This is a genomic window from Marinococcus sp. LNSP9103-4 (genome assembly GCF_056034345.1).
On sequence record NZ_JBQLIA010000013.1, the window covers coordinates 58,485 to 77,277 of the forward strand.

22 protein-coding genes, 1 tRNA gene and 1 rRNA gene are annotated in these 18,793 nt (G+C 45.6%); 8 read left to right on the plus strand and 16 right to left on the minus strand.

The genetic code is table 11. The features are described from left to right. Positions 1-102: 102 nt before the first annotated feature. The gene (locus tag ACTRXG_RS10345; RefSeq protein WP_474284860.1) at positions 103-1,335 is read right to left on the minus strand and encodes an Nramp family divalent metal transporter; all 1,233 of its coding nucleotides are present in this window, start codon (positions 1,333-1,335) and stop codon (positions 103-105) included. Positions 1,336-1,597: 262 nt separating this feature from the next. Here ACTRXG_RS10345 and ACTRXG_RS10350 point away from each other — a divergent pair, with 262 nt between their 5' ends. Further along, positions 1,598-2,488, plus strand: coding sequence for a C40 family peptidase (locus ACTRXG_RS10350; protein ID WP_474284861.1), 891 nt, complete (start codon positions 1,598-1,600; stop codon positions 2,486-2,488). A gap of 94 nt (positions 2,489-2,582) precedes the next feature. Here ACTRXG_RS10350 and ACTRXG_RS10355 read toward each other — a convergent pair whose 3' ends face one another. From ACTRXG_RS10355 to ACTRXG_RS10370, 4 genes are all read right to left on the minus strand, one after another. After that, positions 2,583-2,717 carry a hypothetical protein gene (locus tag ACTRXG_RS10355; protein WP_474284862.1) on the minus strand — a complete coding sequence of 45 codons (135 nt, stop codon included), beginning with the start codon at positions 2,715-2,717 and terminating at the stop codon, positions 2,583-2,585. A gap of 276 nt (positions 2,718-2,993) precedes the next feature. Further along, on the minus strand, positions 2,994-4,421 hold the full coding sequence (locus ACTRXG_RS10360; protein WP_474284863.1) for an SLC13 family permease: 1,428 nt from the start codon (positions 4,419-4,421) through the stop codon (positions 2,994-2,996). Positions 4,422-4,602: 181 nt separating this feature from the next. Continuing rightward, positions 4,603-5,529: a peptidoglycan-binding protein gene (locus ACTRXG_RS10365; protein WP_474284864.1), complete on the minus strand. Its 927-nt coding sequence runs from the start codon at positions 5,527-5,529 to the stop codon at positions 4,603-4,605. 90 nt (positions 5,530-5,619) lie between these two features. Beyond that, the gene (locus tag ACTRXG_RS10370) at positions 5,620-5,943 is read right to left on the minus strand and encodes a winged helix-turn-helix transcriptional regulator (protein ID WP_474260854.1); all 324 of its coding nucleotides are present in this window, start codon (positions 5,941-5,943) and stop codon (positions 5,620-5,622) included. Positions 5,944-6,089: 146 nt separating this feature from the next. On the opposite strand from ACTRXG_RS10370, the gene fdhA reads away from it, so the two are divergent. After that, positions 6,090-7,304, plus strand: a complete 1,215-nt coding sequence (fdhA, locus tag ACTRXG_RS10375; RefSeq protein WP_474260853.1) for a formaldehyde dehydrogenase, glutathione-independent — start codon at positions 6,090-6,092, stop codon at positions 7,302-7,304. Positions 7,305-7,341: 37 nt separating this feature from the next. Here the strand turns inward: fdhA and ACTRXG_RS10380 are convergent, their stop codons facing one another. Then, the gene (locus ACTRXG_RS10380; RefSeq protein ID WP_474284865.1) at positions 7,342-7,914 is read right to left on the minus strand and encodes a YdcF family protein; all 573 of its coding nucleotides are present in this window, start codon (positions 7,912-7,914) and stop codon (positions 7,342-7,344) included. 197 nt (positions 7,915-8,111) lie between these two features. Further along, positions 8,112-8,366 (minus strand): hypothetical protein, encoded by a 255-nt coding sequence (locus tag ACTRXG_RS10385; RefSeq protein WP_022794243.1) that lies wholly within the window; start codon positions 8,364-8,366, stop codon positions 8,112-8,114. A gap of 302 nt (positions 8,367-8,668) precedes the next feature. Here ACTRXG_RS10385 and ACTRXG_RS10390 point away from each other — a divergent pair, with 302 nt between their 5' ends. The 3 genes from ACTRXG_RS10390 (at position 8,669) to ACTRXG_RS10400 (ending at position 10,862) form a co-directional block, all read left to right on the plus strand. Continuing rightward, entirely contained in the window at positions 8,669-9,550 is an 882-nt protein-coding gene (locus ACTRXG_RS10390; RefSeq protein ID WP_322526588.1) for a cation diffusion facilitator family transporter, read from the plus strand. Between the two features lie 201 nt (positions 9,551-9,751). Then, a complete protein-coding gene (locus ACTRXG_RS10395; RefSeq protein ID WP_474260851.1) occupies positions 9,752-10,162 on the plus strand; it encodes an Rrf2 family transcriptional regulator in 411 nt (136 codons plus the stop codon). A gap of 58 nt (positions 10,163-10,220) precedes the next feature. Then, complete coding sequence (locus ACTRXG_RS10400) at positions 10,221-10,862, plus strand: NAD(P)-dependent oxidoreductase (RefSeq protein WP_474260849.1); 642 nt, start codon at positions 10,221-10,223, stop codon at positions 10,860-10,862. A 34-nt stretch (positions 10,863-10,896) separates the two neighbouring features. On the opposite strand, the gene ACTRXG_RS10405 is transcribed toward ACTRXG_RS10400, so the two are convergent. Together ACTRXG_RS10405 and ACTRXG_RS10410 are read right to left on the minus strand one after the other, a co-directional pair. Continuing rightward, positions 10,897-11,757: an EamA family transporter gene (locus tag ACTRXG_RS10405; RefSeq protein WP_474260848.1), complete on the minus strand. Its 861-nt coding sequence runs from the start codon at positions 11,755-11,757 to the stop codon at positions 10,897-10,899. A 55-nt stretch (positions 11,758-11,812) separates the two neighbouring features. Further along, complete coding sequence (locus tag ACTRXG_RS10410; protein WP_474260847.1) at positions 11,813-12,046, minus strand: hypothetical protein; 234 nt, start codon at positions 12,044-12,046, stop codon at positions 11,813-11,815. A 144-nt stretch (positions 12,047-12,190) separates the two neighbouring features. On the opposite strand from ACTRXG_RS10410, the gene ACTRXG_RS10415 reads away from it, so the two are divergent. Then, on the plus strand, positions 12,191-12,706 hold the full coding sequence (locus ACTRXG_RS10415; protein WP_474260846.1) for an N-acetyltransferase family protein: 516 nt from the start codon (positions 12,191-12,193) through the stop codon (positions 12,704-12,706). 41 nt (positions 12,707-12,747) lie between these two features. On the opposite strand, the gene ACTRXG_RS10420 is transcribed toward ACTRXG_RS10415, so the two are convergent. After that, a complete protein-coding gene (locus ACTRXG_RS10420) occupies positions 12,748-13,653 on the minus strand; it encodes a DMT family transporter (RefSeq protein WP_474260845.1) in 906 nt (301 codons plus the stop codon). A gap of 211 nt (positions 13,654-13,864) precedes the next feature. Here ACTRXG_RS10420 and ACTRXG_RS10425 point away from each other — a divergent pair, with 211 nt between their 5' ends. Beyond that, entirely contained in the window at positions 13,865-14,728 is an 864-nt protein-coding gene (locus ACTRXG_RS10425) for a SurA N-terminal domain-containing protein (protein ID WP_474278135.1), read from the plus strand. A gap of 59 nt (positions 14,729-14,787) precedes the next feature. On the opposite strand, the gene ACTRXG_RS10430 is transcribed toward ACTRXG_RS10425, so the two are convergent. The 3 genes from ACTRXG_RS10430 to ACTRXG_RS10440 form a co-directional block, all read right to left on the minus strand. Next, positions 14,788-15,540 (minus strand): peptidoglycan DD-metalloendopeptidase family protein, encoded by a 753-nt coding sequence (locus ACTRXG_RS10430; protein WP_474260843.1) that lies wholly within the window; start codon positions 15,538-15,540, stop codon positions 14,788-14,790. A 341-nt stretch (positions 15,541-15,881) separates the two neighbouring features. Further along, positions 15,882-16,535, minus strand: a complete 654-nt coding sequence (locus ACTRXG_RS10435; protein WP_474260842.1) for a deoxynucleoside kinase — start codon at positions 16,533-16,535, stop codon at positions 15,882-15,884. A gap of 80 nt (positions 16,536-16,615) precedes the next feature. Further along, positions 16,616-17,158: a GNAT family N-acetyltransferase gene (locus ACTRXG_RS10440; RefSeq protein ID WP_474260841.1), complete on the minus strand. Its 543-nt coding sequence runs from the start codon at positions 17,156-17,158 to the stop codon at positions 16,616-16,618. Positions 17,159-17,312: 154 nt separating this feature from the next. On the opposite strand from ACTRXG_RS10440, the gene ACTRXG_RS10445 reads away from it, so the two are divergent. Beyond that, on the plus strand, positions 17,313-17,612 hold the full coding sequence (locus ACTRXG_RS10445; protein WP_474284866.1) for a hypothetical protein: 300 nt from the start codon (positions 17,313-17,315) through the stop codon (positions 17,610-17,612). A gap of 32 nt (positions 17,613-17,644) precedes the next feature. Here ACTRXG_RS10445 and ACTRXG_RS10450 read toward each other — a convergent pair whose 3' ends face one another. The 3 genes from ACTRXG_RS10450 to rrf form a co-directional block, all read right to left on the minus strand. Beyond that, entirely contained in the window at positions 17,645-18,304 is a 660-nt protein-coding gene (locus ACTRXG_RS10450; protein ID WP_474284867.1) for a poly-gamma-glutamate hydrolase family protein, read from the minus strand. Between the two features lie 180 nt (positions 18,305-18,484). Then, positions 18,485-18,560: transfer RNA gene (locus ACTRXG_RS10455), tRNA-Thr, on the minus strand. A 156-nt stretch (positions 18,561-18,716) separates the two neighbouring features. Beyond that, a 5S ribosomal RNA gene (gene rrf / locus ACTRXG_RS10460) occupies positions 18,717-18,793 on the minus strand; the annotation flags it as partial.

Sequence of the window (18,793 nt, forward strand, 5' to 3'; positions counted from 1 at the left end):
TTCGTTCAGATCAGAGCTACGTATCGATTAGTACTATCTATTCCCGTTCTCGTCACTCCTATGCTGTATTCTTTATATTTTCCTGAGAGAAGAACAGTCGGTTTACGAGGTGATGCTCACAATCGCATCTACAATACTGTAGATACCGAGAAATATGCAGACTAAAACGATAACTCCGCCTGCCAAATTCATCTTCCAATGGTTCACATAATGGCCAAGCCGGTTTTTGTTATTCATAATAACTAAAAGCATAATGGAGACAAAGGGCAAAATAAGGCCATTCAATGCCTGAGCAAAAAGTAAAACATCGAGCGGCTCGAAGCCAAGTCCGGAGGAAATAATTCCAATGGCCATCACGGACAAAAAGACCAGTTTAAAGCGGATGTTCTTCATCCCGCGCTCCCACTTCAATACGCTGCTGACGGTAACCGCTGCTCCGAGCGGTGATGCAAGCGCGGAAGAAAAACCGGCGGCGAATAAGCCTATACTGATAAAAGCGGTAGCCCAGCTTCCGAGCAGCGGTTCAAGCTGTAAAGCAAGGTCTGCCACGGACTCCACTTCCAGTCCGCGGATTGTCGCACCGGATGTGATTAAAATCGCAGCTGTAATTAAACCACCCAAACCAATTGACAAAAACACGTCCAGACGCGCTTCCTTTAAATGTCGCGGCTCACTCCAGCGTTCCTTCACGTTCTCTGAATGAAGGAATAAATTATAAGGAACAACTGTGGTGCCAACAATGGCAATCACTGTAATAATGGCTCCCGTTGGAATAGAGGGAACAAAGGCTCCCTGAAACAGCTCTCCCGGATCAGGCTGGGCCGTGACCATTGTGGTCACAAACGTTACACTCATGACCGCAATTAATACTATCATGACCCTTTCAATCAACTTGTAGCTGCCACTCAGGCCGATCAACAAAATAACGATTCCTACGATCGGTCCGATCGTATTTTCAGAAACGCCTGTCAGTGTCGTTAACCCTAACGAAGTACCAAGTAAGTCACCAGCTATATAGGCAGCACAGCCGAATACAATGGCAATAATCATGAGCCACATAGATCCGTATTTCAGCAGCGGGTTTGTGAACTGGTCTCTTATCGCCGCTCCCAGACCTTTTCCTGTAATAATTCCCAGCCGCGAGCACATCTCCTGAAGTATGATGGTTGTGACAATCGAAAAAACTACTGCCCATAGCAGGGCAAAGCCAAAAGAAGCTCCAGCACCTGTAGCCGTCGTTACCGTTCCCGGGCCTATAAACGACGCTGCTACAATTACTCCCGGGCCAAGCACCCTCACTCTTTCTCTCAACGGCCTCTTTTCTGCTTTTTCCATTGTTCGACCTCCCTTTTTAAAATTGTAGCCATATGAATAATCGCAATATTCATTTTATTAAAAATATTACAGAGACTGAAAATGACCCTCTCTTTCCTCCCGCCGTTTTCACCTACATTAACGAGGAAGTAATCATTAATTATGTCCTATTTTATAATTAACGTTATTAAAACGTAATCTGGATGAAACCTCCCGTATTTTTCTGTTTGTTACACTTACTCGTGGTTCGATAAATTGATTTACACCACGAGGAGGAACCTGAATGTTTAAATCCAACAGGCAAGCACCAAAATATATATTATCCTCTGCCGTCGTAACGGCTTTAGCTCTAACACCGGCTTTAAGCGGAAACGCTGATGCCTTCGCTGACCCTGAGTCAGACGAAAGCAGCACTTCCAGCCAAAGCGACTCTTCTGATACAGCAAACGAAACTGAATCTAATGAGGACACTCTGCTTTATCTTGGCGATACCGGCAGCAGTGTAGAATCTCTTCAGTCGGCTTTAAGCGATCTTGATTACTATACCTCCGAAGCTGACGGTACTTATGATGATGAAACTGTACAGGCTGTAGAAGCATTTCAAACAGAAAATAATTTAAGCATAGATGGCATCGCAGGCCCTGAAACAATGGGAGCATTGGATGAAGCAGAAGACTCCTCCGGGGCAAGCAGTGACACAGAAGAAAGCAGCAGCGGGAACAGTGAAAATAATGATGAAAGCGAAGAAGTTGCTTCCGCGTCTTCAGAAGAATCTTCGGAGCCTTCCACTGAAAGCACATCAGCCAATGCCTCTGATTCCGGCCTTGTCGATTCCGCGGAAAGCGTACTAGGCACTCCTTATGAATGGGGCGGAACTACAGCAAGCGGCCTGGACAGCAGCGGCTTTATCAATTACGTGTTTGAAGAAAACGGCACAGACGTTTCAAGAACCCATGAAGGCATCTGGCAGAACAACGGGGAATTCGTAGAAGAGCCAAACGTTGGCGACGTTGTCTTTTATGAAGGCACGTATGACACAGAAGGCGCTTCGCACAGCGGCATATACATTGGAGACGACCAAATGATCCATTCCGGCTCAGGCGGGGTGGAAACAGCCGATACCACCAGTGACTACTGGGAAGAGCATTACATCGGTGCAAAATCAATCGATTAATACCCTCATATTTTAAGTAACCGCTTTTCTGCATGCTTGCAGAGGGCGGTTTTTTAATTGAACTGGATATTGACCTTTTAGAAGTTAGTAGAAGTTAGTAAAGGAACACAAGCGCCCGGGAAATCAGAGCTGCAGTAAATACTGCCCCTAAAAACGAATGCCAGTGGGCTTTCGATTCCGGTACATTTTCCCGCTGCTCCATTCCCTGAATTAGTTGCACTAAAGCCAAAGGCATCCCGAGAAAAATCAAATGCCATATTAAAAAGTCTCCTGAGCTAATGGTAAAAAATAATACAAACGCCGTCCCTGTCCATTCCAAAAGCTTCTCTGCTATAATTACTGATTTACTTCTTCGACGCTTCGGTTTATTTTTATAAGGGAATTTGGTTTTCCGCCGCAGCAGTCCGTCGAATATGAACCAAACAATCAATATAAGCACAAATGGAAAAAGAAATTCTAAGATACTCTTATCATATGTGTACATAAAATAACCCTTTCCAGCCGATTAATAATTCAATACGACCGGCTGCCAGAAATAAACAAATGCCACGATAACAAAAATAGCGACAATGTTCATCCAAAATCCGGCCTTGACCATATCATCGATGGTTAAATAATCTGAACTGAAAACCGCAGCGTTAGGTGGAGTCGATATGGGAAGCATGAAGGCACAGCTGGCAGTGAGAGCCACGATCCCCATAATGGCGTAAGGGTCTACCCCAATTCCCATCGCAAGGCCGATGCTGATCGGCATCAGCATGTTCGATACGGCCGTATTGGACATGATTTCTGTCATAAATAATACAATGGCAGCAAGAACTATTAAAATTAATACAAAAGGAAGCACTTCAAGTCCACCCAACAGCTCCCCAAACCATCCTGTTAAATTCGAAGATTCAAACGCAGCCGCGAGAGACAAGCCGCCTCCGAAAAGCAGAAGCAGGCCCCACGGAAGCTCTTTCATATCCTGCCATACCATGAGCCCGCCTCTTTCCTGTTTAGCCGGAAGCAAAAACATCGACGTGGCTCCAATAATTGAGATGGAAGTATCAGACAGACGATAGGCTTCGGGAATAAATCCGCTTGTAATCCAAAGAAAACCGACAATTGTAAAGATTGTCAGCACCGATTTTTCTTCAAACGACATCGGTCCCAGATCTTTTAGCTGGTTCCTGGCAAAATCTGTTGAAATGTCCTTTTGCGCTTTCACACGGAACTGAATTTTCGTTAAATAAAAATAAAGACCGGTCAACAAAATAACCGTTAAAGGAAAACCAAACAAAAACCATTCGGCAAAGGTAACCGTACGATCCAGATTGGAAGAAGCTACGGCTGCAAAAGCAGCATTGGGCACTGACCCTATTAATGTCGCCAGCCCGCCGATAGAAGCCGCATACGCTACTGAAAGAAGCAGTCCCTTAGCAAAACGATTCAAGGATACTTCATCAAAGAAATCTTTATCCTTCACCTCTTTAATCAGCGCCAGTGCAATCGGCAGCATCATTAACGCCGTCGCAGCATTTGAAATCCACATGGAAAGCAAAGCAGTCGCCAATATAACGCCCAGCACAATGCGCTGACTTCCAGTACCGACAAACGAAATAATTGTCATCGCGATCCGTTTATGTAAGTTCCATTTTTCAATCGCAAGAGCAATGGTAAAACCACCCATATACATAAAAACAATAGGGTCGGCATACGCCATGGTTGCTGTCTCTTCATCCGCCCCTCCTGTGATTGGCAGCAGAAAGATAGGCAGCAGAGAGGTAGCCGGTATCGGCAGGGCTTCTGTAATCCACCAGGAAGCTACCCAGGCTGTAACGGCAAGTACTGCTCTCGGTTCGCTTTCAAGACCGGTAAGCGATGGGATGAAAAAAAGTAAAGCAAATAAGCCCGGTCCCAGAATCAGCCCGATTTTTTTCCTTCTTGGCATAGTTGCACTCCCTTCAATTCAAAATGCATGCGGTGTCAAAATCTGATCGGAATATTCTGTTTTTTACCGCCGCATAATGCCCATTATATAGATAAAAGCTATTTGTTTGGATATATATTATAAAAAAGAAAAAAACAGGAAAAAAGGTGGATGCTCTATGGCACCCACCTCCCAAACATTTTTACTTCACCTGTACATAGCCTGGATGAGCAGTGATATATAAACCTGATTTTAACCGGAACATTTCAGTACTGCTTCCGTCCACCTTCACTTTTTCCGTGATGGTGAATGCTTCTCCCTGACTGACCGTTCCCGCTACGGCGTCAGCATCAAAGGATGGACGGGAGCGTACATTCAGCACCTCGGCAAGGACTACCGCAAGTTTTCCTTTCACTGCAAAGTTTTCGAGAGCTTCCCATGTGTTCGGGCCAACAATGCCGTCTATGGTTAAATTTTGCGAATCCTGGAAGGAGCGGACTGCGTTTTCTGTTTCGTCTCCAAAATCTCCGTCTGTGCCGTACAGCGGCAGTTTTTCCCCTGCATCAAGCAGCATCTGCTGCATCCGGGCGACTGCCGGACCGTTATCACCGGGACGAAGTGTCGGAGTCAAGTCTTCCCCTACTGGATGGCCCTCGCGCACCGCCTTCCTTACACTATCCATATCGATGCCCGGGCATGTGTTTGAGGAGTGGCCGGGATATTCCCGGTGGCCTTTCATATTACTGATGGAAACACCAACTCCTTCTGTCCCCCGAAGTGCTGCCTGAAGATCAAAAAACGAACGTTCCTGTGCTTCGGTAAACGAACCGCTTCCCACCAGGCAGATACCTATTAACGGCGTATTGTTGTTTCCCACATGATATGAAATCCGGTCGATTCCATTGGCCCATTGAATCGTCCCGTCTCTCGTAATTACAAAATGATAACCAACGCTTGGCCAGCCGAGGGAATCCACATGATAATTGGCAAAGGAAAAAGCATCACCACTTGTGGTTGCTGAATGGTGTCTTGCGATTCCTGTAATCTGTGATAGCGACCGCTTCTGGTAAGAACCATTTCTTTTCACGCTTCCCCTGACGTCGACGAGCTGAGGCAGTTCTTGAAACATTAAAACATCCCCTTTTTCATATAGTCAGCCGGTATATTGCGGCTTCTATATATAAAAGGGGATGCTAAGCTGTATTTTACAACCAATTCACTAAATTTTTTTCGTATAGCTTTGAGCCCATCTTTCCATCGCTTCTAAAATCGGGAGAAGACCCATTCCGGCTTCCGTAAGCTGGTACTCTACCCGCACCGGCACCTCTGGATAAATGGCACGTGTCAAAATACCCGCATTTTCGAGTTCACGCAGCTGATTAGTCAATATCTTCGGGGTAACTTCAGGGAGGTTTTTCTGAAAAAAGCCGTATCTGCGTGGAGTACCATCGGAGAGTATCCGAACAATGTCTGCTTTCCATTTGCCACTAATTACAGCCAGCGTCACTTCCATCTCGCAATGTGCCTGGAATGGATCCATCATATGAAAGCGCTCCCTTTTTTATACATAGTATCATAGCGGAAAGCAACAAACAAGAAAGTGCCTACTTTCTTGAAAACGTTTTATCAAATACACTGGGGGTAGGGCGTAAGCGCTCCTACTTCACTACTATGAGGAGGAATCAAAGGATGAGCAACAAAGCAGTGGTTTATCAAGGTGCTGGTAACGTTGAAATTCAAGACATTGGCTATCCTGATTTAGTACTTCACGAAGGCCCCGGAGTCCCGCCGTCTAACGCAGGACGGAAATGTGAACACGGTGTTATTCTTAAGATTGTGACGACAAATATTTGCGGAAGCGACCAGCATATGGTGCGCGGCCGTACAACTGCACCTAAAGGACTGGCTCTTGGACATGAGATTACAGGGGAAGTAGTGGAAGTGGGACGCGACGTAGAGTTTATTAAAAAAGGCGATCTTGTTTCTGTACCATTTAACGTAGCGTGCGGCAGATGTAAATTATGTAAAGAGCAGAAAACTCATATATGCTTGAACGTAAACCCTGAGCGACCGGGCGGCGCTTATGGTTATGTAGACATGGGCGGCTGGGTAGGCGGTCAATCTGAATATGTTATGGTTCCTTATGCAGACTTTCAGCTGCTCGCCTTCCCGGATAAAGAACAGGCGATGGAAAAAATCATGGACCTGACCATGCTTTCAGATATTTTCCCAACCGGCTTTCACGGAGCCGCTTCTGCAGGTGTACGTCCCGGTTCGACTGTGTATGTCGCCGGTGCAGGACCTGTAGGACTTGCAGCCGCTCACTCAGCACAGCTTCTCGGTGCCTCCGTTGTTATTGTCGGTGACCTTAATGAACAGCGCCTGAAGCAGGCAGAAAGCTTCGGCTGCGAAACTGTAAACTTAACAAAGCATGACAGTCTTGGCGAGCAGATTGAGCAGATCCTCGGTATACCGGAAGTAGACTGCGCCGTTGATGCCGTTGGCTTTGAAGCATCCGGCCACGGGCCCGACGCGAAGGAAGCCCCGGCGACCGTGCTGAACTCGATCATGTCGGTCACCGAAGCCGGCGGGCAGTTGGGTATCCCGGGGCTGTACGTGACAGAGGACCCAGGTGCTTCTGACGATGACGCCAAGCAGGGCTCCCTGAAAATCCGTATCGGCTTAGGCTGGGCAAAGGCCCATACGTTCGTTACCGGACAAACTCCGGTCATGAAATACCACCGCAATTTGCTGAAATTGATTCTAAGCGATAAAGCGCAGATTGCCAAAGCAGTAAATGCCACGCTGATCTCGCTGGATGACGCACCTAAAGGCTACCAGGACTTTGATAAAGGAGCGGCGAAGAAATTCGTTATTGACCCTCACGGCTCTGTCCGGTCTTAAGCAAATAAAAACGAGCAGATACTTTCTGCTCGTTTTTTTATGACATACGGTCCCACGATTCGATCCCTATAGTACCCGTCAGTTTATAAAATTCCTTCCAAAGCTGTACGTGCTTGGGCCCCCAGGCTTCCTCCGCATGCACATGAGGGACGTAATCCAGAGTAATACCCGTATTTGCCATCACATCATCAAATTGAATTTTGGTCCGTTTCATATGGTAGTCACTCGTTACTACCAGGGCAGAATCAAAATTCCGCTCCTGCATAAGTTCTTTTGAATAAACAGCATTTTCATGAGTGCTGACTGCCTGATTTTCCATAATAATTGATTCTTCAGGTATTCCTGCCCGCACAGCCAGATTTTCATTAAAGCTGCCATCTTCTCCATTGGTTAAGATCACTTTATCCGCATAGCCTTTTTCTATTAAATCAGCTACTGTGTATAAACGTTCAAAATCACCGCTGAGAGCAATAATAACGTCTGCATTCTTCGGTTCATCCTGGTGAGTCAAAAGGGATGCTACGGTTTTTTGCGGAAGTGCAAAAAATGATGCATTGATTAGTAAAGCTGCCCCTATAACAAAAAGCAGACTGCAAAAGATCGTTTTCATGCCTTGTTCCTCCGCCTCTAATGAAAGCTACGGGTATATTGTATCAGAAAGATTGCTCTTCTTAACAGCTATTTCTGAACGGCGGACCTATCAGTACAGAGAATTATTTAAGCAAAACCAATCTTTTTCCAGCTTCTCTACACAAAAAACCTGCTGAGCCAGCAGGTTTTTTTCGTCGTTGGTCTTTTAGAGTTTTTTTACGAAGAACGCAGAGCTTCAAAAGCATTAATACGCGATTCTACTGTCGCGTAAATGTTGCCAGCTTCTAAAGGAGAGACGTCGAATTTTTTACTGGCCAGAATTTCTACATGTTCGTCATTCTTAGCTTCGTCGAACCGCTCCCCCCGCTCTGCCAATGCTTCATACTCATCTCGCATGTAGCGGAATATCGAACTCTGCTGTTCCGGGAGCGAATTTAAAAATTCTTCTACGTCTGCATTTCTTTCAACCATTCTATTGGCCTCCTTGATAGCTGATGCCACCCGTTACTGCTAATAGGTTCTTCCCACGGTTCACCCAAGCATAACGAATGGTTCATTGTTATATAACTGGTTGATGGGTTTAGTATAACAAATATTACAGACTATTGGGAACAAAAAGCTTATACTTTATACATTATTACGTATTTTGCGATCAAGCAACTTTCTTTCCCTTTAGTCATTTTTATACCTTTGTAGAAAAACGTTGCTGTAGACTCAATGGCAGCTTTCCTGCTACTCTATAGATCGATCAATTGCGCAAGGAGACCGGTCATATGAATGATGAACGTATTCGTAATTTAAAACGCGGAGAGCGGGGAGCTATCATCAGCATCTTCGCTTATTTATTTCTCTCTGCTTTAAAGCTCACTGTCGGCCAGCTGGCTAATTCTGCGGCCCTGCGCGCCGACGGTTTAAATAATTTAACAGACACTATCGCTTCGATCGCTGTTTTGTTCGGCCTCCGCTATTCCCAGAAGCCGCCGGACGCTGACCATCCTTACGGCCACTGGAAAGCAGAAATGGTGGCTTCTTTGTTTACTTCTTTTATTATGCTTGCTGTCGGTCTTCAGGTATTTGTGAGCGCGGTGCAGTCTATTCTCGCCGGACCGTCCGAGCCGCCCGGCTTAATTTCTGCATTTGTCGGCGCTTTTGCCGCCGTCTGTATGTTTGGTGTGTACACCTACAACAAAAATTTATCCAAAAAAATTAACAGTCCCTCTATTATGGCTGCAGCTAAGGATAATTGGAGCGATGCCATGGTGAGTATCGGCACAGTTATTGGCATTATTGGTGCTCAGTTTCAGCTGTATTGGCTCGATCCACTGACAGCTGCTCTTGTGGGCTTATTAATTATTAAAACAGGCTGGGATGTTTTCCGTGGCGCAGCCCTGCAGCTCACCGACGGGTTCGATGAAAATAAAATTGAAGATTACCGGGAAACAATTTCCAAGCTGTACGACGTGCAGAAAGTCCGGAATATTAAAGCAAGAAATTACGGGAACAACACCGTGGTGGATATTACCATTCTTGTGGATCCTTCACTCGATATCCAGGAAGCACACAACACAGCTACAAAAGTCGAATACGCTCTAATCGAGCAGCACGGTGTACATGACGTCCACGTGCACGTAGAACCGGAAAACGCCGAGCACTGAACACTGCTCCTTTCAGGAGATCCGGCCCATCTCGATTTCTGGTTCTATTATTGATGAAAATGGGTATAGTTAAAAGCACTTGGCTAACATCGTTCAATTTTGAAGCCAGGAAGCCGAAATAAGAAATGGTACTGAACTTTTATAAGCTGCTATTTTATGATCGTTTTGAAACCATTAAGTTACAGGTGGTGATCAACAACAATGATAAATACACGATTCTCTGTCGCTGTTCATATTCTTTCGCTGCTTGCAAGTGAGCCGGAGCGAAGACTAAGCTCCAGTTACATGGCAGCGAGTGTCAATACAAACCCTGTCGTTATCCGCAGGATCTCAGGTATGCTAAAGCAGGCAGGCCTGCTGCAGACGAAGGCCGGCATCTCCGGTGCTTTAATCACCAAAGCGCCGGAAGATATTACGCTCCTTGATATTTACCGGGCGGTTCAGCAGGAGGACCTGCTGTTTTCCACCCACAGCAGCCCAAACCCTGACTGTCCTGTCGGTCGAAATATTCAAAGCACTCTCAACGAATCCTTTAAGCGGGCACAGAATGCTATGGAAGCCGAGCTGGAAAAGCAGAGCCTGGCGGACGTAACTGCCCATCTCTTTGTATAAAGCTTTTCTACTCGTATATGCCAGCTGTAAAAACTATAAACAAAGGTGTGATAAAGGTATGAAAGCAGGCATTATCGGAGCGTCCGGAAAAGCGGGCAGACATATTTTAAAAGAAGCAGAAGCCCGGGGCATAGAGACGACAGCCATCGTCCGGGACGCTTCGAAGCTTCCTGAGAGCAGCATGCATATAAAAGAAAAAGACCTTTTTTCTTTAACTGCTTCAGATGTATCAGACTTTGACGTGGTGGTGAATGCGTTTGGAGCCGGACTGGGGGAAGAAGAAGCACATGTAGAAGCCGGGCGGCACCTGATTTCTATTATTCAGGAAGTTGCAGCTCCCCGTCTCATCGTTGTGGGCGGCGCCGGCAGCCTGTTTACCGATAACGGAAAAACCACCCGCGTCGTGGAAACGCCGGAATTTCCCGAAGCGGTAAAGCCCACCGCTAACGGGCAGAGCCGGAATTTACAGGACCTTCAGCAGACAACCGGCATACGGTGGACATTTATCAGTCCGGCTGTAAATTTTGATGCAGAGGGCAAACGCACCGGATCTTATTCCACCTCCCATGACGTACTGCCGCTTAACAGCAATCAGGAAAGCTATATCAGCTATGCGGATTACGCGGTGGCAGTTGTCGATGAAATGGAAACAGCGGCTCATGAACACCAGCGCTTCGCTGTCGTTGGCGAACGCGCATAAAGCCCAAATCCGCCTTTTTTGGCGGATTTTTGTATTACAGTCGCAGAAAAACAATCCCTATAAGAACCACTGCAAGGATTACTGCCTGATACCTGGTAATGCGCTCCTGCAGATAAAGCATGGAAAGCACCGCTACTAAAAGCGCGTGAGCTGCAAACAGAGGAGAAATAATACTTGCCGGTCCTTCCCGAAGAGCGGCAGCATATAGCTGCATCCCTCCGAACGAAAAGACCCCCGTAACCAGCCCCCACCTAAAGGCCTTTTTCCTATGTATATGAGCAGTGGCACGGGCTTGCTGCTTCTTTTCCCGGCGCCATCCGTATAACGAATACAGCATGCCAAACAGATAGCCTGTAAACAATACCGGCGTATTCTCAAGTCCGGCCTCTTCTGTTATTTTCAGCCCTCCATTCCGGAAAAACATAAATAATGTGGCTGTTAAAATAAAGCCATACCATATGCCGCTTTTTATCGAGAAGTCCTCCTTCGGATCCAACGGAAGCACAGCAATAGCTGCCATAATTAAACCAATGCCCGCATACTGCACTGCTCCAATCTGCTCCCCGTATACCAGCACACCCAGGAGAACAATCAGCAGAATGTTTGTATTTACCAGCGGAGAGGAAAGACTCGCTGGCCCAACGTTTAAAGCTTTCATGTATAGAAGGTTTCCGAACGTGGACCCCGCCCCCACCATTATCCCGCTAAAAAGCACTGCGAGGTTCATATGCAAGGATTCCTCCATTAAAGCATATACCAGAAAACCGAAGCTCCCGCTAGCGTAGAGCCCTGTCAAAAAAGGCGTTAACGGCAGCTGCCAAAAAGAATTAACCTTCATGAAAAAAGAAGAAAAACCAAACACCACGGCGCTTAACAGCGCTAAAATAAACCACATGGCCCGCACTCCCACTTGTTCTTATGTACTAAGAAGCCGCACAGGCAGCTTCTTTTTATAAAAGATAAAACACATGACCGTACTTATCCACTCTGGAATTTGTACCATCAAAATAGACAGTCCCCTTCTCCGGTTCGAAAGGGTCCTTTGTTTCAAAATTCACTTTAAAATATGGAGAGCCGTCTATTGGTTCATAATGCTCACACGTATACGTCAGCGTAATTTCATCATTCACCTGAATGCGGTCACTACCGGCGATCCCGGAATCAAAAACTACTTTTAGTGTCATATCTTGCTCTCCCTCCTATTTAGCCTCTTCGGCTATTCTCTTTACGGTCCTTCAAATATATTCCCTGCTCTTCCTTTCTTTATACATAATGATTGCTAAAAGCAAGGAATTGTATTATTTTTAAGCGGAGAAAGGGGAATTCCTATGAGCATCCGTCAGGCTGAAGAAGCAGATATTCACGCAATTACCGAGATATATAATGACGCAATCATAAACACGACCGCTGTCTACGATTACCATCCCTATTCGGCAGAAAACCGGCTGGAATGGCTACGGTCAAAAAAGCAAAACGGCCTTCCTGTTTTTGTTTATGAGCAGAATGGAAAGGTCCAGGGGTATGCTGCTTACGGGCCGTTCCGTCCCTGGGCAGCTTTCAAATACTCCATTGAGCATTCAGTGTATGTTCACCCCGGCGCCCGCGGTGCCGGGATCGGCCGTGCCCTGCTCCGTGCCTTAATCGACCAGGCGGAACGGGAAGGCTTCGCCACTATGATCGCCGGCATAGACTCTTCCAACCCGGGAAGCATCTATCTGCACGAAACGGAGGATTTTGAATACGTGGGCACGGTAAAAAAAGCCGGGTACAAGTTTGAACGATGGCTTGATCTTGTTTTTTACCAGCGAGCCCTCTCCGGCCCAGAGACGCCCGAAGAACACTAACAGCTGCCTCTCCCTATCCGGGAGAAGCAGCTTTTTACGGACTATTTTTTCGTTTGTTCTGCAGGAAACCGTTTTGGTTTTCCCTGTGTGGTAAGCAGCACCCCGGCTATCACAATCAGGGCCCCAATCATCTTAGCCGGTGTTAATGTTTCTCCAAGCCAGAGCACCGCCCCCGCCATCGTAACGACGGGAAGAAAATTCAGGAAAACTGAAGCTTTTGAGGCACCAAGCTGGTCTACTGCCCGGTTATAAAACAATAGAGCGATGAAACCTGGAAAAAGCCCCAGATAAGCAAGGCTTGGCAGTTGTTCGCTTAAGGTGAAGGAAGGCACACCGAGAAGGAGCCACTCTGCCGTAATAAAAGGAAGTAATAATATAATGGAGGCTCCTGTCATTACGAGCAGTACACCGTAGGGAGGAAACAGATGCATATAACGTTTAACAGCGATGGAATAAATGGACCAGCAGGCCACCGCCCCTACCATAATACCGTCGCCGGCATTCCAGTTCATTTCTGCTACGGCAAACAGTTTCCCATTCATTACTACCCACAGCGCCCCCACGATGGATAGTACGACACCAATCCATTGAATATAGCGCAGCCTCTCTTTTAAAATATATGTACTTAATAAAACGGTTACTGCTGGAATTACTGTTTCCAGTACAGAAACATTAGTCGATGAAGTAAATTGGAGTGCCCCATAAATGAATGTATTAAAAAACGTGACTCCTGTAGCTGTTAAAATAATAAGAGGCAGCCTATGCTTCCAAAATAAGTTCCTTGCCTTCCAGGCGCTTTTCCATCCCAGGGGTATGATGCACAAAAAAGCAATAATCAGCCTGAAAAAAGCTATCGTAAAAGGAGGAAGATCATTGATAGCCTTTCCTACCAAAATATTTCCAGAATAAAAAAACACTACCATAATAAGCATAATATACGCAGCCATACTGACCGTCCACCTCTTTCTCCTGGAATATTACGGTCATTTCCCGGGAAATTTTGAGATTTCCATACAATCTCCCGCAACTTCCAACACTTTTTTCTTCTTTTACAAGTTTTCATAATAATTATACATTTTTATAGACTATTAAAGCATACAGGAGTAACGACGTGTGTTACAATGCCCGAAGAGCATACAATGGAGAGGAGAAATCAGAGTGAGCAAAAAATGGATTCTGAGTACAGGCCTCGCCCTGTCGGTAGCAATTGTTGGTGCCTGCAGTAACGGCGACGGCGGGGAGAATTCCTCTGATAACAATAACGGAAACGAAGAACAGCAGTCAGAGGAAAACTCCAATAACAACGAAGAAAATAACCAGCAGGAAGAATCAGATGAAGGATCCTCTGAAGAACAGGCCTCCGGTGAAGAACAAGCAGAAGATTTACCTGAACCGGATTTAAGCGATGTACCTGACACAGTCGCTACCGTGAATGGAGAAGAAATTACCAAAGACGAATTTGAACCAATTTTCACTACTAACTATGAGCAGTATGCTCCTCAAGCTGCCGCCTCTGGTGACCAGAGTAATGAAGAACTTCAGGCAAATCTAAAAGAACAAACGGCTGAATCCCTTATTAACCAGGAGCTTTTAGTACAGGAAGCTGAAGAAGGGGATTATGAGGTTAATGAAGAAGACGTAGATGAGCAGGTAAGCTCTCTCAGAGAACAGTTTGAATCTGATGAAGAATACCAGCAGGCTCTTGAAGAACAGGGCTACACAGAAGAAGAACTGCGCGAGGAAGCACGAACTTCCCTGCAGATACAGGCTCTCCTGGACGAAGAGCTTGAAGATGTAGAAGTCTCTGACGAAGAAGTCGAAGAATTATACGATCAGGTTTCGCAAGGCCAGGGAGAAGAAGCAGGCTCTCTTGAGGACCTTCGTCCACAGCTTGAACAACAGCTTGAATCACAGAAACAGCAGCAGCAGCAGCAGGAATATACTGAGCAGCTGCGTGAAGATGCAGACATCGAAAATAACGTAGCTTCTGAATCAGAAGGAAACAGCGATTCTGAAGAATAACTTGTATAAAAAAACGGCGCAGCCTCTGATTAAGAGGCTGCGCTGTTTTTAATATTTGTTTAGAAAGAAACGTAGGAACGCGGGTTAGCAGCGTTTGATTTTGCCCCGTTCCAGGCACCTTCATGTACTTCAAAATGCAGGTGTCTGCCCGTACTCCGGCCGGTGTTACCCATCACACCGATACTTTCTCCCTGAGATACTGCTTCCCCGTTTGATACGTTAATGGACCTTAAATGAGCGTACAGGGTATTGTACGTTTGTCCGTTAACAGTGTGCTCTAGAATAATTGTATTACCGTAGCCATTCATAGTGCCGGCATAGGTTACTGTTCCGGAAGCAGAAGCAGAAATGCTTGAACTGCCGCCGTACCCAATATCGATTCCATTATGGGATCCGCTTCCACGCTGGCCGTATTCAGACGTTACTGGCCCGGAAGCCGGAAGGGCAAATCCAGAGCTGCTATATGTAGACTCTGCGGCTACTGCTGTATCCTCTGAGGAATCTGAGCTGCTTTTCGAGGAGACCGAATCTCCTAAGTTCATTTCCCCAAACGTTTCCGGCCCGGCAACTCCATCTACGGAGATGCTTTGCGCTGCCTGAAAAGATTCAACACCCTGCTTTGTCAGTGGACCAAAAACACCGTCTACAGGGCCTGCTTCGTAGCCTTTATCATTCAACCATTGCTGCAGGTCCGAAACATCTGAATCCTTCATTCCTGATTTAAGGTTCTGATCCCCGATGGAAGCATCCGCTACTGAAGGCGCGAATAAAATAGCTGCCGCTACTGCCGAGCTCATTACAAATTTTTTCATAAATAGTGCACGTTATGTTTATTAACAGTGTTACTTTCAGGCACGGTTGTGTTTCCTATATGTATAAATTCTGCCCGTTAATAAATTAACGCTGTCACCTCCTAATTTTTTATTTGATATGTTTGCTTACGGCTTAGTATACGTAGCGACTCTCAGCACTACAAGGTCTCACACATTGTTGTTAGAAGACTGTAAACTATTACAATTTTTTGAAATATTACTGCAATGATTGTCATGCAATAATATTCAATATTTTTCCTTTCCCATACTTTTCCTGCATAATTTTCTAGTTATATAAGAAATAGCTCCCGGAGACTTTATTCCCGGGAGCTTTATTCTGGCTATATCTTATTTTTCGCATGCAGGAGATCTTTCACCTGTTCCACCAGGTCTTCAGCATCCTGGGGGTTGTGAACGACATCCGTCTTATCCATATCTACAATTAGTGTATCGCTCGCGCTATAGTAATTTTCCAGCCAGTCGTCGTAGCCTTCCCAGAGCTTCCGGTAGTATTCCACCAGTTCCTCGTCCTGTTCGAAATCCCGCCCGCGTTCGAAAATCCGGTCCATTACTGTTTCGAAGGAGCCACGCAGATAAACGTTAAGATCCGGTGCCTTTTTGTAAGGAAGCCCTTCAATTTCTTTCATCATTTCTTCGAGCAGGCCTTCGTAAATGGAAAACTCCATATCGTTAATATTTCCGAGATCACGATTAATTTTTGTGAAATACCAATCTTCATAAATGCTCCGATCTAAAATAGCATCGTCATCCTTGTAAGCCTGTTTGATCGATTGGAACCTTGTCCGGAGAAAATAGAGCTGAAGCAAAAATGGATACCTTTTTTCATTAATTTCTTTTTGATCTGCCTGATAAAACAAGGGAAGAATCGGGTTTTCTGATACATGCTCATAGTACACTTTCGAATCCAAGCCTTCCCCAAGTATTTGCGCGACGCTCGTTTTGCCAATTCCAATCATTCCACTTACTACAATCACCAAAAATAACCCCTCAATCTAATTATGGATTTGCACACATTGCATTATTATAATATATTTCCCTGCACAGTTGCGACCATTTAAATTTTCCATTCTTCATTCAGAAGACTGTAAACTACAATATCCACGTATTGATCATGCAGCCAGTGTTCCTGCCGCAGTATCCCTTCCTGCTTAAAACCCAGTCTCTCTGGCACCGCCTTGCTTTTTTCGTTAGCCGCGGCAACTTTAATAACGATTTTATTTAAGCCAAGCTGTTCAAAGCCATAAGAAATAAATGCTTTCGCAGCGTCAGTCATAATGCCTTTCCCCTGATAATCCTCTCCCAGCCAGTAGCCAATTTCCCCAAGGCTGTTTTGATGATCCAGACGGTTGAAGCCGGCTACGCCTGCAAGGCTTCCCTGAAAAACGATACCAGCTGAAAAAAGCTTTTGATCCGCCCACCCCTGGCGCACACTATGGATGAACGCTTTTGTGTCCTCTTCTTCATTGGTATGATCGACCCATGGCAGCCACTGTCTTAGATGAGTCCGTGAATTGTCTGTCAGCGCAAAAACAGCCTGCGCATCTGATGGCTCCAGCAGCTTTAAATAGAGATCTTCACGAATACGGTACGTAAACATAAAATGCTCCTCTCTTTTCCCAATATTATTATTACGGATCATTCCCATGCGTTATACTTATAAGGGGGGCGGAAGAGAGCCGGAAGCAATCTCGAAGCCGGGGGCCGCTCTGGTTCGTTTTCAAGCATACTTAAATACATATAACTGATAAATAATGGAGGTGCTTCAACTGTCTGTTCTGCGACGCGCTGGCGTCATTTTCTTTACAGTAATGCTTATATTCGGAATGGGAATGATCTATCAGGCACTGACATGGGAATTGGGGGACAGCGCTCATGAAATACTCCGACTCGGATTTTATCTTTCAGCGCTCATCACCTTAACCCTGGCTGCAGCTCTTACTATCCGTGACCCGCGGATACGGGTTAATACAGTATCTTTACTGGGAGGGTTTCTTATCGGTCTTCTTTTTGCTGTAAACGCGGTGATCGCATTTTATCAGCTTTTTATGTAATAGCCAGGCTTTTAAATCAGCCTGGTCGTTGTTTATTCAGACATCTGCATTTCTTTCACGCGAGCGGTGGTTTCCGCCCGTATTACAGCTCTCCCAATCGCCTCAGCATACGTATAAAAAGAAGAAAGACGGTTGCCTCTATTTGCACTGCGCAAGTCTTCATTAGCGAAAAAAGCACGTCGCTGGGCTGAACTGATCTCAAGCTGTACTCCCTGCATTCTTGCATTTTTATTACATATATTGTTTTCGTACTTTCCTTCTATAGCAGATGGGGGATCAAAATCCACATTAAAACCGGCAGCAGCCAGCCCTGTACCTATAAGGTCTGCCGTAGACGTATCCAGTCCTCCTATATAGGTTTTTTTCTCCTCTCCCCGGTATCCATGAAGAGTAACTGTAAATAAAGCTTCAGCAGCTAATAAGAGGGCTCTTGGTTCATCAAAACGTGTGGATCTGATATGCAGACTTCTGTTACCGGTACGTTTTTTGGCACGAAAATCATAAGCGGAAAAGTGACAGCTGTGGTGAAGTTCTTCGACCAGTTCACTTGTTCCTGCTTCAATAGCTCCCCCATGCGGAGCCAGAGCTGCCAGGGCTTTACGGCGACCCTGAAGTACACGTATTTCATAATCACGACCTTCTAATTCTACAGCGTTTAATTCAGCATAATCAGCGTACTTCTTTTTCCTCACTTAAACCTCACCACCGCTTCTTTAACAGTAACCGTTCTTTTGCTGGAACGAGTATAGTTTACCCTATTCCGCCAATTTTTAAAATAAGGAGTATCTTTATCCAGCACGTCTTTTGTTAAAAGCCGCCTGAATACAAAAAGCCAGCCCGGCATTTCGGACTGGCGTTGTCATTTAATTAAATGGAGCTTCCTACCGGATTCGAACCGGTGACCTCATCCTTACCATGGATGCGCTCTACCTGCTGAGCTAAGGAAGCAGATAAAATAAAACGTTTCAGCTATGTAAGCTTATGTATGACTTATTTAGACACAAATACTATTGTAAAGGGCTTTGAAGACATAGTCAACCTCAATTATTAAATCATTTCATATAATAAAAGCCTTCCTCTCAAGTAAGAGAAAAAGGCTTTAGTGCCCGGCAGCGATCTACTTTCACGGGGGGAGAACCCCCGGCTATCATCAACGCTGAAGAGCTTAACTTCCGTGTTCG